General features: G+C 34.3%; 12 protein-coding genes. 3 read left to right on the forward strand and 9 right to left on the reverse strand.

What is annotated here, in order from left to right; translation table 11 throughout:
* Positions 1-2: 2 nt before the first annotated feature.
* Entirely contained in the window at positions 3-986 is a 984-nt protein-coding gene (locus tag RCJ96_RS08495) for a hypothetical protein (protein ID WP_416504197.1), read from the reverse strand.
* A 572-nt stretch (positions 987-1558) separates the two neighbouring features.
* Here RCJ96_RS08495 and RCJ96_RS08500 point away from each other — a divergent pair.
* Positions 1559-3388 (forward strand): hypothetical protein, encoded by a 1830-nt coding sequence (locus tag RCJ96_RS08500; protein ID WP_416504198.1) that lies wholly within the window; start codon positions 1559-1561, stop codon positions 3386-3388.
* Between the two features lie 240 nt (positions 3389-3628).
* Here the strand turns inward: RCJ96_RS08500 and RCJ96_RS08505 are convergent, their stop codons facing one another.
* From RCJ96_RS08505 to RCJ96_RS08540, 8 genes are all read right to left on the reverse strand, one after another.
* A complete protein-coding gene (locus tag RCJ96_RS08505) occupies positions 3629-5404 on the reverse strand; it encodes a hypothetical protein (protein ID WP_416504199.1) in 1776 nt (591 codons plus the stop codon).
* A gap of 1186 nt (positions 5405-6590) precedes the next feature.
* On the reverse strand, positions 6591-7187 hold the full coding sequence (locus tag RCJ96_RS08510; protein ID WP_416504200.1) for a hypothetical protein: 597 nt from the start codon (positions 7185-7187) through the stop codon (positions 6591-6593).
* A gap of 219 nt (positions 7188-7406) precedes the next feature.
* Positions 7407-7637, reverse strand: coding sequence for a hypothetical protein (locus RCJ96_RS08515; RefSeq protein ID WP_074607992.1), 231 nt, complete (start codon positions 7635-7637; stop codon positions 7407-7409).
* A gap of 57 nt (positions 7638-7694) precedes the next feature.
* Positions 7695-8009: a hypothetical protein gene (locus RCJ96_RS08520; protein WP_074607994.1), complete on the reverse strand. Its 315-nt coding sequence runs from the start codon at positions 8007-8009 to the stop codon at positions 7695-7697.
* A 306-nt stretch (positions 8010-8315) separates the two neighbouring features.
* Entirely contained in the window at positions 8316-9671 is a 1356-nt protein-coding gene (locus tag RCJ96_RS08525) for an RNA-guided endonuclease TnpB family protein (RefSeq protein ID WP_416504201.1), read from the reverse strand.
* Positions 9672-10186: 515 nt separating this feature from the next.
* Complete coding sequence (locus RCJ96_RS08530; protein ID WP_001178300.1) at positions 10187-10369, reverse strand: DUF3976 domain-containing protein; 183 nt, start codon at positions 10367-10369, stop codon at positions 10187-10189.
* A gap of 28 nt (positions 10370-10397) precedes the next feature.
* A complete protein-coding gene (locus RCJ96_RS08535) occupies positions 10398-10775 on the reverse strand; it encodes a permease (RefSeq protein ID WP_098265442.1) in 378 nt (125 codons plus the stop codon).
* A 2-nt stretch (positions 10776-10777) separates the two neighbouring features.
* Positions 10778-10987 (reverse strand): helix-turn-helix transcriptional regulator, encoded by a 210-nt coding sequence (locus RCJ96_RS08540; RefSeq protein ID WP_000428510.1) that lies wholly within the window; start codon positions 10985-10987, stop codon positions 10778-10780.
* Between the two features lie 825 nt (positions 10988-11812).
* Between RCJ96_RS08540 and odhA the strand changes: the two genes are divergently transcribed.
* Positions 11813-14680, forward strand: coding sequence for a 2-oxoglutarate dehydrogenase E1 component (odhA, locus tag RCJ96_RS08545; protein WP_074609784.1), 2868 nt, complete (start codon positions 11813-11815; stop codon positions 14678-14680).
* A gap of 133 nt (positions 14681-14813) precedes the next feature.
* Positions 14814-16073, forward strand: a complete 1260-nt coding sequence (gene odhB / locus RCJ96_RS08550) for a 2-oxoglutarate dehydrogenase complex dihydrolipoyllysine-residue succinyltransferase (RefSeq protein ID WP_000569915.1) — start codon at positions 14814-14816, stop codon at positions 16071-16073.
* Positions 16074-16083 lie beyond the last annotated feature (10 nt).

Genomic DNA, 16083 nt, shown 5'->3' on the forward strand with positions numbered 1-16083 from the left:
GATTAACAACTCACTTCTTCTTTTTCGAAAATATCACATTTATCAAATATATATACCACTAACATTTTTGCTGGAAATTCAAAACTTCTTTTATACTCTGCAAATCCTATTACATTGTTGATAATTTTTTTATAAAGTTCTACTCCTTTATTCTCCTTAGAAAGTTCTTCATATTCTTGAATAATATATGAAATAACACGCTCAAATTTATCAGTGTAATTGATATCTTGATACACTGTACTCACTATCTCTTCTAAAAGATGCAATTCTAACATTATATCTTCAATCTCATCTACAACATCATCTAATTCATTCTTCGTTATTTTAGAAGGTGATGACATTCGCTTATAATCTGAGCTATTAGTTTTTATTTTCCCTCTAAATTTATTTTGAAAACCTTCATTTAATACATCTATAAATTCATAGAACAATTTAGAATTCATAGCATTATAATCAATAATTGATTTCACTTTTAATCTGGCACTTAGACTCCTTAGTTCGTCTACGTTAAGCTCTTCTAATAAATCTCTTATGTAGTCAACATTTACTAATTCCGCATTAAAGACAATATTATATTTATCTTCAAATCTCAGTCTTTCCCTTTCAAAGTATCTCTCACTATCATGAGGAAGATTTCTATCTATCGTATTAACTATAAAAATAAAATCTTTAATTTCTCCGTTCCATTTACTTTTAACATATAATAGTTCTAACAGTTTCTCTAAATCTTCCGTAAATTTTGTTTGAATATCTTTTCTTAAAGAATCTCTTAATTGCTGTGGAGAATAAATTTGATAGAACCTTTTAAGCTCAACAATCCAACCATCATTTTTATCATCTCCACCTGAAGAATTTGGCATTTCATATGTTAATTTTTTCGACTTACAATAAACTTTTAAGACTTCTCCGATTTTTATTTGAAAATTTATATCTGTTGTACCTTTTAATTCTGTAATAATTGTTTCAATATAATCGTACTTCTCCAACAATTTAATCGCCTCCGTATATAAAACAATTATAATTCAAATAATTAAATTCACCAGATTTTTCTATTATTACAGCTGAAATTATCCGCATCTACGAAGACTTTTCTATCCTCAAAACTTCACCCAGAGTTCAAGAAATCCCCTGTTCATTGATACCGACCGATATAATACTGTCAATTCCCCTTAAGTTTAATTCTATATATGAAACATAATAGAAAACTTTTTGAAGGCTATAGATGTATTTACTTTATGCCGCATCAGCTTTTTCCATGTTTATACTTTATCTCTTGCGTTATAATTAACTTATTAAAAGAGAGGTGAAATTTAGTTGTTTAAATATGGAAAATAGCTCCATTATATGTATTACCCTTTTCCATCTTAGTTCTAATAACTATATTAATGATATATTAGGGTGCAAAAATTAAATTCTTATTAATTAAAATGATATGTTTAAAGTCTTCAGAACAATTTGCTGGAAAGACTAAAACATAAAATTTTTCACCAATCACGCAACCTATGCCTATAGTATTAAATCCTCAATTTTATATGATGTTACATTTACGGAGAAAGGAATGAGAAAAATTAACAAGATACAAAGAATAAAAATAGAAAATGTTAAAGGTCAAAATTCATTTGAACTATCCTTCAATGAATTACATGCAAATTTCCCTAATTTATTTGTTGCACCTAATGGCTTTGGAAAAAGCACTATCGCTACAACTTTTAAAGCACTTAAACCAAATAAAATTGAATTGAATAAAGAAGATTTATATGCAGGTCAAGAGGAAAATCTTTCATCTTTAGAAATAGAATGTTTGTTAAATAATGATAGTTCTATACTTGTTGCTAATACAACTAAAAATGAAATTAATAGCTTAATTGATACATATGTGATAAGTAGTCCTGTATATGCGAAAAGCACTTCTCGTAGTTTGGGTAAGGGACGGTTTGCGTCAAAATCAGCTAAATTAGATGTTGAAGATTTAGTGCTTTATGATAATATACCTCCAAAAGTAGAAATACCGTATAAAGTCACTGAAATTAAGGAGAAGTACGGTGAAAAAGGAAAAGTTTTTTTGAACATTTCTAATGTATTCAAAACCTTAAACAATCTAGAATTACTTAGTGATAACTATGAACTCCTTAGCAAATGTTCAATTCAAAAAAAGCCCGAAATGGCTATTAACCATTTCTTTGAACAGCTACCCGATAATGGGTCAGCCACAAAAATAAAAGAACAAATAACCGATGAAAACTTAAAATTACTTAAAGATAATCTATTAATCTCAGAATTACTCAAAATTGTAAAGGAATTCAAGAACCTCCCTTTCAGTAACGAAAATAATGATATTGATTTATTATTAACCGTTATTCAAATTATCGAAGTAGCAAAAAAGGCGGGGAGGGATATAATAAAAGCTAAAATTTATTTAGATTACTTAATGTATAGAAGAGATTTAGATTATAAACTAGACATGTTTAACACCACTGGAAGAGCAATAAAAACAAAAGAAGCAAAAAATAAATTAGTTATTAATTTTTTGGAAGCAAATAAAATGTCTAATGGTGAAAGAGATGTATTAAGCTTTATTTCGCATCTATCAAAATTCAAATTGAAATTTAAGAAAAAAGTAGGGATTTTAATCATAGATGAAATTTTCGACTATCTGGATGGTTCTAATATGTTAATAGTGCAATATTACTTATCACAGATGATTGAAGAGAATAAAAGAATGGGTAAAGTATTATTTCCAATAATATTAACACATTTAGACCCTATACTTTTTAACAACTATTACTTTAAAAGACCTAAAATTCATTACTTAAAAAGTTACTCTTATATTAACGATACAACTATGTTGCATCTTTTGAAAATTAGAAGCAACAAAGTATTATATCAAGAGCTGGCAGAAAACATTGAGACATATTATCTACATTATAACCCTGAAAATATCCAGTTATCTGAAGAAGAAAAAACACTGATTAATAATACAGAATACCATGAAACTGCACGCTTTTATGAGATGTTACATAATGAAATAGCGAAGTTTCTAAGGGGCGAAAAATACGACCCTCTAAAAATAATATGTGCAATACGAGTGAAAGTTGAAAAAATAGTATACGACTGGCTGCCCACTGATATACAAAAAAAAGAATATATTGAGACTCATACTACGATTAAAAAGCTAAATTATGCCATAAAACAAAATATAGATATACCAGAGGATTTTTTCTTACTTCAACCATTATATAATGATGCATTACACATGAACGATAATGAAAATGCAACAAGGAATAAAATCCAAAGTATATGTTTGAAATTGGATAATTTTGTTATCAGAAGGGTTGTTGATAGAATTCAAACAACTCAAGGAAGCAATTTAATTTTAGCTAACGCTTGATGAATAGCACCCTAAATGGTGACTTTTTAATTTGTATTATCTTACTATTTTTTAACTATAGATGAAATAAATTAATCTTGTGCATAAGAAAAAGCAGTAGAGCTAAAGCTCTACTGCTATAAAAGAATATTGAGCTACCTTTCGCTCGGCGAAAGATGCTCAATTATCTAGCGCACACATATATTGTTAATAAAACTCAACTTTTATTCACCTAGCATCTCTTCTCGTCACCAATTTTTCTTATATAGAAGCATTGACGAGTTGCTCGTCTGCTTCAAAAGCTCCCTTTTTCACAATTTCTTTATGACGAATCTCAATCAATTCTCTACCAACCATATTTTGGATAATCTTACTCTTCCAACATCGAGATAGATTAGTACTTGGGATTCCAAGTGCTTCTGAAACATCCTTCTTCAAGACTATTTCACCCACTTCGTACTTATCATTGATATATTTAAGTATCTTTTCTGCCTTATCTTCTAATGCAGAAGTATTTGCTCCTATTACGCTTATATTTTCTAGCTCTATAACATCCATCAGATTTTTGAACTTTGAATTAAACTTCTCGATAACTTCCTCATCAAATGTATACAGAATATATGTTGCTTTAGGATTCTGGTTACGTTGAATACGTCTTGCCGCTTGGTAGAAGTCTGAAGCAACAAATGCTTTTCTAATAGTTTCCAATTCTTCAATCTTAAATTTCCCTGCTTCTAATGCCATCTTATCTGGCAATTTACTAAAGTCTGTTCCAGTACTATATTGATAAAACTGCAATAGATATATTGGCAAAGGCATATTATTAGTTCCAACAATAAAACACAAATCATAATCTTTATAAAGATTTTTCCCAACAATATTTCCGTACCAATCTGTTGCTGCTTTATAGCTCATCACTTCTTCATTTTCATCTTCATTTGGATAGTAAATCCCCCTTTTGAGGGTGTTCTTAAGTGTATTATTCAACTCTTTAGCATTTTCTTTGTGACTGACTACTAACGCTCTTTTGTCACTGTCATTAAAGTTTCTCAACCTGTTTTGTATATCCTGTATAATTGCCTCTAAATTCTTCTTCAAACTAGACTTACTCGTATTCACCTTCATATATCCCATATTTGATTTCGAATGGTCAATACAAAGTCTATTTTCTACAATCTTAAATTGCTTTTTCAGTCTATATAGTGGCGTAATATCTGCACTTGCATCTAAGATAATATTATTCTTTAGCTTTCGGAATTTCTTTGACTGGTCAATCAGATACAAAGCATTGTTATGGATAAGTCCATTAGATTCATCTTTTTGTAGAAGTTCAATCTTCTCAATAATGTCTTTATATTTTTTCTTCCGTAAATCGTTACCGTTCACTTTCACCCATTTTTTGAAATCTTTCAATGTTTCTTTATCAAATGAATCTTTAAAGGTAACAATATTGTTGTAGTCTCCTGATTTATAAACACTATCCAATTTCTTAAGTAAAGGTAAAAAACACTTATCAAACAAAACTTGTCCTTCATATAAGTGTATATCTTTTCTCATGTCATTGTATTCTGCACGCCCATATTTTGTTATTGGAAACTGTAGTTGTTCATCTATAATTAGGGTATCTCTTTCACCAAATGATGCAGCAAGTTCTTTTGAACATGCTTCGATATATCTTTGATGTGTGATAACCAAAACCATACACGCTTTAATATCCTCTACACTATACTCTTTAACGTTTTCAGATGTTAATCCAATTATCGAATGCTTCCCATACATATCCAATAAACTATCACTTTTCAACCTTTCAACCGTTTCATACACATCACTTTTAAACTTCTTTACAATAAGAAACTTTTTGACACCTTCTTCAAAAGCAAACTCATTGTAATGCTCAATAATTGAGTCATTTACATGTGTACTCTTTCCAATACCAGCCTCCCAAGCATATACATGGAATCTGTCTTTATCACCAGTGCCATTTTTAACAGCATCGCCTAACCGTTCTTTCATCTCTTCAAATAATTGCAAATCCAATATACATACATCCCCTCACTGATTATTGTTCCTTCCTTATCAAATCTAACACATCATTATTCCCAAATTTATTTACACCCTACTTACAAAGGTAATTTGTTTTCAAAGTCTCATATACTTCAATTGTGAAGACAAATTCCCCTTTTTCAAGATAGCCATCCTGTTTCGTACCTCTGAGATAGTTAGCAGTCATACTCATGTCATAGTAATAAGTACCCTAGGGGTCAACTTAGTGTGTACCATTAACACCATTGCTTAGCTGTGTTTGAGCGAAGTAATGCCTGCAATCATTCGGTAAGTAGCATATTTTAATCTGTTTGTATGTAACATCTTCATTTTTGATATTACATAATTCACCAACTCAAATATCTGTATCAACAAAAATGTAAGAATGAGCTTATCACGAACATTGGAATAGATTTTCTCTTTCACATCCCGAATAATACGTGCCACTTCATCCTCATTAAACTTATGTATGTTTTTATACATAGAATGTTTTCAAACTTAATCATATCATGCTCAACCTCTACTGTTGAAGTTACACAGTAAAACGCTCTCAATCCTGCAACATCAAAGGATTGAGCATAATTCGACCAATTGTTACATTTTCATTACAAATTACTTAGGTTAATTTGTTGGTAAAAACCCCCATTGTAACTTTACTTGTTTTCCACAAGCAAAATAGAAACTTCCAGATACAAACTGAGTAGGCATATACGCTTCGAGATTCATATTATAAATACTTGCGGATGAAATGTTTGTATTGAACAAAAAACATCAGATACCCGTCTCGTATCGGTGTTTCAAACATGACATTGGTGTGGATATATGTGCTATGTATCCCTTCTCTGATAAGAGGGATAGAAAATGTGGAAAATAGCCCCCCTCTACGCAAAAAGGGAATGAGTCACCCCATTCCCTTTACCATTATACCGACAGTTAAGAACATAATTTTGTGGTCACAAATGGTCACAGAACTTACAATAACCATTGCATTTTTAATAGAATTCCATTTATATAAACTCGTAAAAATGCCTTTATATCAACATTTCTCCCGTAGCTCAGCAGGGAGCCCTCCACCTTGACAGGGTGGAGGTCGTGAGTTCGAGCCTCTCCGGGGTCATAAAAAAAGAGAAACCATATCAACTTTCTACGTGATATGGCTTCTCTTTTTTATCTAAATCAATCACTTCCCACCAAACATCTTCTCCAAAGACTTCGCATTAGCAAACAATACTTCTTTCAAGTTATCATCTGCAACGATTTTATAGTCGCCATCTTTATTTTTCTTTAAGTTCAATGTAACTTTGCGAGTTGCCATGATTGCATCTTTATCTGATAAATGTTTGATGATCGCTGATGTCATTGTTTTTTCGATTGCTTTTTCAGATTGTTCTTTGTCTTCGCTAAATGCGCTAGCAAAGGCCATTGGCATAACTTCTCCCACTGCTTTTGTTACAGCAACGGATAGATCAGCAGATGTAATTTCCACTTGCACTTCTGATTTGTCATCCTTTTTCGATACTTCTTCTAGCTTTTCAAATTTAAAGTTTTTCGTAATGGCGCTCAGCATTGCTTTCGCTTCCGCATCATCTGTTTTTTCATTTAGTTTATTAAATTCTTTGTCACTCTCAACAAATGTACGAGCCTTTTCTACATCACCTTTTTGTATCGCAGTTAAAAATTCTTCTGTCGTATCTTTCGGATTTGCACATCCTGCTAAAACACCGACTGTTAATCCTACTACCATCATTAACAGCAATAATTTCTGTATCTTTTTCACGTTCATTCTCCTCTTATCTTTTCTAGTAAGTCAGCAGTATACAATAGTATGAAACTTACATTACAAACATTTTTTAGTATAGCATTTATATGAGTCATTCTTTTCTATTTTTTCAAACGTTCCTGCTTTCCATCTCATAACGCCCACTACTCTCTATTAAAAATTTGTTTCTTCATTATAAATAGCAAAATAAAAACCAGCAACTTTAAGATTGCTGGCTTATCTCTTATTCATATTCGAAAATACAATAACAATTGCTCCAAGCACATAATGCCCCGCTACCATCCACATGCTCCGGTCCAAAATTATAAGTGACACCCAAAGCGATATATTAATAGCAGCAAATAATACGTATAAAATAAAGTCTCTCTTTTGTAGTGCCCCCCTATTCATTACAATGTAAATTGCACCGATTGGCGGAAGGATGAAGCAAAGGAAAAAAACAAACATTTTTCTTAACGACTATGGATATGAGGTTACTGTCTGCATATGAGTCTCCTTTTCACTTTATAGTACTTGGAACCTCGGTCTTGCTACTCTATATTCGTCACTATAAGGCTCCTTTATGATTAAAGGTGAGTGAGGATTTTTTTCTTCTTCTACCATTGTGAATACTTTTGTTTTTTCTTGTAATATGTTGGATTCACTGTTTTTAGTAGATTTTTTACTCGTTTCGATTTTCTTCGTTACTTCTCCGAGCCTTTGTCCAACTTTTTCAGCTTCGGCAGGTTCATGCGTTACATAGTATTCCTGACCCTCCCATACTAACATAGGTGGCACTGGTTGGCGTTTGTTACATATTATATAAGTAATACTAGCTATAAGTAGTAGACATGTTAGTCAACTCTCCCCACTGAGATAAAACGTTTCAGTGGGGGCTTGAGTTTGAATGCTAGGTCTTTTCGGTCTATCACTAGACCGTTTGACGCTCTAGCATTCATGCTACCCTACGGTAACACCCCAAGTATGTTTTTGGTTGGTACTGACAAAGAACGATTGTTTTCCCACTTGCACCACCCTTTCGCAAAAGAGCAGTTCTTCCTTGCAGAAGAAGCCACCACTCAGATGAATCTGGCGTGTGCTACAAGCCCCGACAAGTCGAGTACACATGGATGGTTGACACACCCACTAAGCTATGCGCGAAGCAACAGCCTTACGTTTTTGCACTCCTAATAGAATCGGCGTTTTTACCTTGAGATTGTCGTCCAATTCTATAACTTTTGATTTTTGCAATGTATTCAGCGCACCATTAATATCAGCGTGGATGCATGTTCCTGCTTTACTTTGATACAGACCACGAGTAATTCGTTTGCCACTAAAGCGATAATGCGTCCTATCTTCCTTAGACCAAACTGGAACTGGATCTTTATCAAGAAAACTAGCTTTTGAAGTATAGCTTTCTTCTTGTTTTAAAAATTGTATACCTTCTTTTACACACTTATTCTCAATTGCTGCCATCAGTTTATGAAATGGGATTTGAACAAATGTTTGATTATTCTTTTTTCCCATATCAGATTTTTGTTTCCAACCCGCGTTATACCCTACGACAATCGTATCTATATCGAATGCTTTCACTTTTTTGAACAATAAGCCTACCGTTTGTGAAATGTAACCATTGATTTGTCTTTCCCGTTTATGCCAAAGTGCAGCAATTTTATTCGTTACAACGCGTTTTGAAAGCCCGTTTTCTATATTTTTCCGTTGCAGATTACGTATCATTTTGTTGAAGTACTGGTTAATAGATTTTAATTTTTTTCCATCAATTAAAAATGCATCGCCTGTATTGGTTACACAACTTACTAATCTATCTACACCTAAATCGCAACTCAAAGCGTTACTCGTAGTCGTGGATGGTTTCTTCATTTGAGAAACGTGCATTTCATATGTATAATGCACCTCAAAGAACCGACCTTTTTGCTTCGGTACAATCTCAATGTAGGAGATTTTTTTATGCCTTACGTTTTTCGGCATACGTATTTTAATGGAACCGAATTTTTTTCTAAATGCAACATTCATCGGAATCATCCAATACCCGTTATCATCCACTTTTGGAATTTGATAGATTTCAATGATTCGTTTATCCGTTGAACGAGAATAATTCGGAAACTTAGGACGACCTGTGAAGGTTTTAGGTTTTTTCTTCCACTGTTCCAACGCTTTAAAAAAGCTCTTCACTTCTGTAAATAAGGCTCTACGAATCGCTTGAACAGAGTTTGATTGAACGCCCGAGTAATTCAAATCAGCTTGCATGGCAGTGTCCACTTCTTTTACAGTAGCCATCTTGTTATAGTTCAAGTAACTTTGTTTAATCGTGTACAATCCGACATTTCGCAACGCTTTTGAACTATGTGACATACGTTGCAGTAAGCGAAATTCTTTTGCAGTAAGGCAAGCTCGTCCGATATTCTGTTTCTGCGTGAATCGTTGCATGGTTTCTCTTTTCTTTTGTCTCCGTAATACTTTCACTGCTTTCTTTCTAGCCATTGTTTTCACCACCTTTCTCAGAAAGTTCATTAAAATTATTTCTTTCCTAAGATCGTGTTTTTTCTTAGGAAAGAAATAATTTTGTAACTGTTAATTACTTTTGACAAATCAATATTTAGAACGGAACAAAATGTGAACATGTTCTTCATCTTAATTTCTTTTGGTTCAAGCAGCCGAATGATTATGATTATCTAATTTCGTTGTCCTACAATATATCCCCTCCTCATCTAGAGCAGATTATATCGTAAGACAAAAGAAACAAAATTGTTTCGTCTACCTGCTGACGGCAATTCATCTCCACCTGAATTGTTGTGCTTCACCCGTAACACAAATCTCAGATGGAGATGAATTGCCGAAAAGGATAAAAAAGAAGATAGTTTTTTTATTCATATACTATGCTCCCTATCTATCATTTTATCAAATTATATAATATCAATTATATGTAGCAAATGGATTTAGTGGGGATTTTCGGATTTTATACAAAAAAGAAAAACCTTACTCAAGTAAGGTTCATTCTATAGTGATTGATTTATTAAAACGATCATTACGATAATCGCTATAAACATAACAACTAAACAGCCGATCATTTTATAAAAGCCTCTTTTCGTTAACGTCCCACCTTGCACGTCTTTACGAATAAATAAGAATACGGCTAAAAATAATACAAGCCCAATGCCAAAAGCATACATCATTTGCATATGTTAATCTTCCTTTCTCTCTTCCATCTTAATATCTTTTTGCCAAAACAACAAATGAGATAAAGACGGTACTCATCGTAAGTGCCATAAGTATATTCAATAGTTCAGTAGCAGATAGTGTAAGTATTTTTAAGTTTAAGCCGATAGAGAAAAGAAGATAATATGCTGTTAATGCAAAAAAGGTCACGAACATTCCTTTATAACGAATGAGTTTCATTCGTTCGTCTTTTTCTTTAAATTGTGGGTGTAGGTAACTTAGGCAAAAACACATAATCATCATACCAAGTAATGGATAAGTTGCTTCTGGCGGTGCGGAATGCGTCATTATACCTGTTAATATCATAAATCCACTCATGAATAGAAAAATAATTCCCATGATAACGAAGTACTTTTGTGAATAGTTCATCTTTATTCCTCCCCTTCTTTTCCTTCATAAATAAATACATGTTCTATCGTTGTCTGAAATGTTTTCGCGATTTCAAATGCTAACGGAAGTGATGGATCATATTTTCCCTTTTCAATTGAAATGATGGTTTGTCTGGAAACGCCGAGTTTCTCAGCCAATTTTTCTTGAGATAGTCCAAATTTTTTTCGATATTCGACCATTTTATTTTCCAAGGAAATTTCTCCCTCCTTCCTTATAACGAGTATATACGTAAAGGAAACTTTACGTCAAGTTTCCTTTACATCCGTTTTGTTTATTTTTCGTTCTATTTATATAGAAGAAACTTTTTAATTTCAGCACGTCTATTTTGAAACAAAATACGGAACACTGTAACTAACAGTTACTATATCTCCTCCTCTCTTTTTTTAAAATTTAATATCTCCATATTTGTTTTATCCTTTTAAAATATTTCATTTATCCCTTTATTCGGCGAAATGTGTTATTGGTTTTACGGTGTTTTTCGTCATATTTATAGAAACTAACTGTTTATAAAGCATTTTTTATGTTTAGCAACTTTTTTTGTAGAAATCCTTCATTTTCCTTTCAATATTTAACACTATCTAAATAAAGTTTACGATAAATTCATAATTTTTTATTTTTTATACTATATTCCGTTATATTGTTGTATAATATCAATGAAAGCGCTTATTATTTCAATATACATAATTCGAACTTATTTTTATCGAAACATTCTAACTATTATACTTATATTTACATGCAACAATTTTAGTTATTCGTATAGGTATACCAAATATATCCACCCTATTTTTCTGTAAAATTACTTTATAACATGAAAGATTAACTTGGGTGATAAGTTATTGTGAATGTTTTTTTACAAAACAGATAAGTAATAGTGTTTGGTATTATGTAAATTATTGTAATAACATAAGAGTAAAGAAAAACATTTACATTGATTATTGGTTCATCAATTATTGAAAAGAGCAAAATGCACCTTTTTGTATGGAAAAAGGATTATATGCATTGGGAGGTTTAAACAAATGACGAGGAAGAATACAACGACAAACCCTTGGGCCAAGTTCCACGGTCCGAACCTTGGTTATGTTATTGAACAGTATGATCTTTACGTAACTGGAGCAGGTTCTGTTGATCCGGAATTACAAGAGCTTTTTGAAATTTTTGGAGCTCCTTCGTTTCAAGATGATGTCGTAACAGGGGACAACACAGCAACACATTTTTCTCCTCAAAACACAGGTAACATCGAAAAGATTCTTAAAGTCGTTCAGCTTGTTGAACAGATTCGTTCTTTCGGGCATACGTTGGCTCACATCAACCCGATGGAGGATGCTGCAAATGGACAATCTCTTCTTGAAAAAGCAATGAACGAACTAAGCGATGCTGATTTGAAAGCGATTCCAGCTAAAACAGTATGGCAAGATGCACCAGAAGGTATTCACACTGCACTTGATGTAATTCATAGATTAAAAGAAGTGTATACACAATCTTTAGCTTATGAATTTTCTCATATACAAGATAGTGAAGAACGCGCGTGGTTGCATCAAATGGTGGAATCAAATTCATTGCGTCAACCACTATCAAATAAAAAACGAACTGCTCTTTTAAAACGTTTGACAGCTGTTGAAGGTTTCGAGCAATTCTTGCATAAAACATTCGTTGGGCAAAAGCGTTTCTCTATCGAGGGCGTTGATATGCTTGTACCTGTTCTAGATGAAATTGTGCTAGAAGGTGCAAAGAACGGCGTAGAAGATGTCATGATTGGTATGGCTCACCGCGGTCGTCTAAGCGTACTTGCACACGTATTAGAAAAACCATATAGTCACATGTTTGCTGAGTTCAAACATGCAAAAATAGAAGGCGCAGTAGCAAACTCTGGTTGGACTGGCGATGTAAAATACCATTTAGGTAGAGAACAAGTCGTTAGTAACGAAGAAGTTAGCACTCGCGTTACATTAGCAAATAACCCAAGTCACCTTGAGTTCGTTAACCCTGTTGTAGAAGGTTTCGCACGTGCGGCTCAAGAAAATCGTAAAAAATCTGGTCTTCCAGAACAAGATACTTCAAAATCATTCGTAATTTTAGTTCATGGTGATGCTGCATTCCCTGGTCAAGGTATTGTATCTGAGACATTGAACTTAAGTAGATTGAACGCGTATCAAACAGGCGGAACAATTCATGTTATTGCAAACAATGCAGTTGGTTTTACAACTGATAGCTATGATTCTCGTTCTACGAAATATTCAAGTGACCTTGCAAAAGGTTTCGATATTCCGATTGTTCACGTGAACGCTGATGATCCAGAAGCTTGTCTTGCTGCTGCTAACCTTGCGATTCAATATCGCATGTTGTTCAAAAAAGATTTCTTAATCGATTTAATTGGTTACCGCCGCTACGGTCATAACGAAATGGATGATCCAGCAGTTACACAACCACAAGTGTACAAAAAGATTAAAAATCACCCAACTGTAAGAGCAATTTATGCAGATCAATTACAAGCTGCTGGTGTTCTAAATGCAGATGAAATTGAAACAATTACACAGTTTACGCAAGAGCAATTAAAATCTGACTATGCACAAGTACCGCCAGCTGATACGAGCGATGCAACAATTCACGTTAAAGTGCCAGATGTTGTTGCAAAAGGTATTCAGCCAATTGATACTGGTGTTGAGCTTGACTCACTTCGTGCAATTAATGAAGGTCTACTCTCTTGGCCAGAAGGCTTTAACGTATATCCGAAAGTGAAGAAAATTCTTGAGCGCCGTAAAGATGCTCTTGAAGAGAACGGTAAAATTGAATGGGCACTTGCTGAGTCATTAGCATTCGCTTCTATTTTACAAGAAGGTACGCCAATTCGTTTAACTGGGCAAGATTCACAGCGTGGTACATTCGCGCATCGTCACATCGTATTACACGATACTGATACAAATGAAACATATTCACCATTACACCGCTTACCAAACATCAACGCTTCCTTCTCTGTTCATAACAGTCCGTTATCAGAAGCTGCTGTTGTTGGTTACGAGTATGGTTATAACGTATTCGCTCCGGAAACGCTTGTTATGTGGGAAGCGCAATATGGTGACTTCTCAAATACTGCGCAAGCATTATTTGATCAATATGTTTCAGCTGGAAGAGCAAAATGGGGTCAAAAATCTGGTTTAGTTCTTCTATTACCACACGGTTATGAAGGTCAAGGGCCAGAGCACTCTAGTGCACGTCCAGAGCGATTCTTACAGTTAGCTGCTGAGAACAACTGGACAGTTGCAAACTTAACGAGTGCAGCACAATACTTCCATATCCTGCGTCGTCAAGCATCTATCTTAGGAACAGAAGCTGTTCGACCATTAGTACTGATGACGCCGAAAAGTTTATTACGTCACCCACTTACGCTTTCAACTGCTAGTCAGTTAAGCGAAGGACGTTTCCAACCTGCTTTAGAACAAGAAAACCTTGGCATGAAACCAAACAAAGTAAAACGTCTTGTTTTAAGTACAGGTAAAATGGCGATTGACTTAGCAGCAGAAATCGAGTCTGGTAAGCATGAGTACAACTTAGATGAAATTCATATCGTTCGTATTGAACAGTTGTACCCATTCCCTGCTGAGAAAGTTCAATCTATTATTAAACGCTTTAAAAACTTAGAAGAAATTATTTGGGTTCAAGAAGAGCCTCGTAATATGGGCGCATGGCATTACATGGCTCCAATTCTGTTCGAACTAGCTGGAGATAAAGTAAAAACAGGTTACATCGGACGTCCAGATCGCTCTAGCCCATCTGGCGGCGATCCATTCGCTCACAAAGCTGAGCAAGAACTAATTGTTGCACACGCTTTAGATGTAAAGTATAACTTCCGTCAAGATAAACTAGAAATTGAAGTTTTCAGCAACTAAAAAGTAACAATGAAGATTTCTAGCTTGTTCCTTGGGCAGATATTCTGCCCAAGGTCAGGCTAACAAATGGAGATTACCGAAGACAAAAGAAGAAAAAACACACCGTTAGGCAAATAAGGGGAGGACATTTAAAATGATCGAAATTAAAGTACCTGAGCTTGCAGAATCTATTACTGAAGGAACTATCTCACAATGGCTTATCAACGTAGGCGACAAAGTTGAGAAAGGTGGCAGCGTTGTTGAGCTTGAAACTGATAAAGTCAATGTAGAAATCATTGCAGAAGATTCAGGTATTGTATCGAAGTTACTAGGCGAACCTGGGGATACAGTTGAAGTTGGCGCAACTATCGCAATTTTAGACGCAAACGGAGCACCAGTTGCAGTAAGTACACCTGCACCGTTGGCTGAGCAACCGAAACAAGAAACAGCTGAAGCACCAAAAGCTGCGGCACCAAGTGCTGAACAAACTGCAACTTTACAAGGTTTACCAAATACAAACCGTCCTATCGCATCACCAGCTGCTAGAAAAATGGCTCGTGAATTAGGAATCGACTTAAACGATGTACGTAGCACAGATCCACTTGGACGTGTGAGACCACACGATGTACAAGCTCATGCTGCAGCACCAAAAGAAGCACCAGCTGCTCCAAAAAGTCCAGCTCCTGCTCCAGTTGCAAAAACTGAATTCGAAAAACCAGTTGAGCGCGTGAAAATGTCCCGCCGCCGTCAAACAATTGCAAAACGTCTTGTAGAAGTTCAACAAACATCTGCAATGTTAACAACATTTAACGAAGTTGATATGACTGCAATCATGGAATTACGTAAAGAGCGTAAAGACGCTTTCGAGAAAAAACATGATGTACGTCTTGGTTTCATGTCATTCTTCACAAAAGCAGTTGTTGCAGCATTAAAACAATTCCCATTATTAAATGCTGAAATTCAAGGCGACGAGCTTATCATTAAAAAATTCTATGATATCGGTATTGCAGTAGCAGCTCCAGATGGATTAGTTGTTCCAGTTGTACGCGATGCGAACCAATTAAACTTCGCTGAAATCGAAAGCGAAATTCGTGAATTAGGTAAAAAAGCACGTGATAACAAACTTTCACTAAAAGAACTACAAGGTGGTACATTTACAATTACAAACGGTGGTGTGTTCGGTTCTCTAATGTCAACACCGATCCTAAACAGCCCACAAGTTGGTATTTTAGGAATGCACAAAATCCAAGTACGTCCAGTTGCAATCGATAACGAACGTATGGAAAACCGCCCAATGATGTACATCGCTTTATCTTACGATCACCGTATTGTTGATGGTAAAGAGGCAGTTAGCTTCCTTGTTGCTGTTAAAGATATGCTTGAAGATCCAAAATCATTATTATTAGAAGGTTGATAGATTCATA

The sequence above is a fragment of the Bacillus sp. BSL6 genome (genome assembly GCF_052928345.1).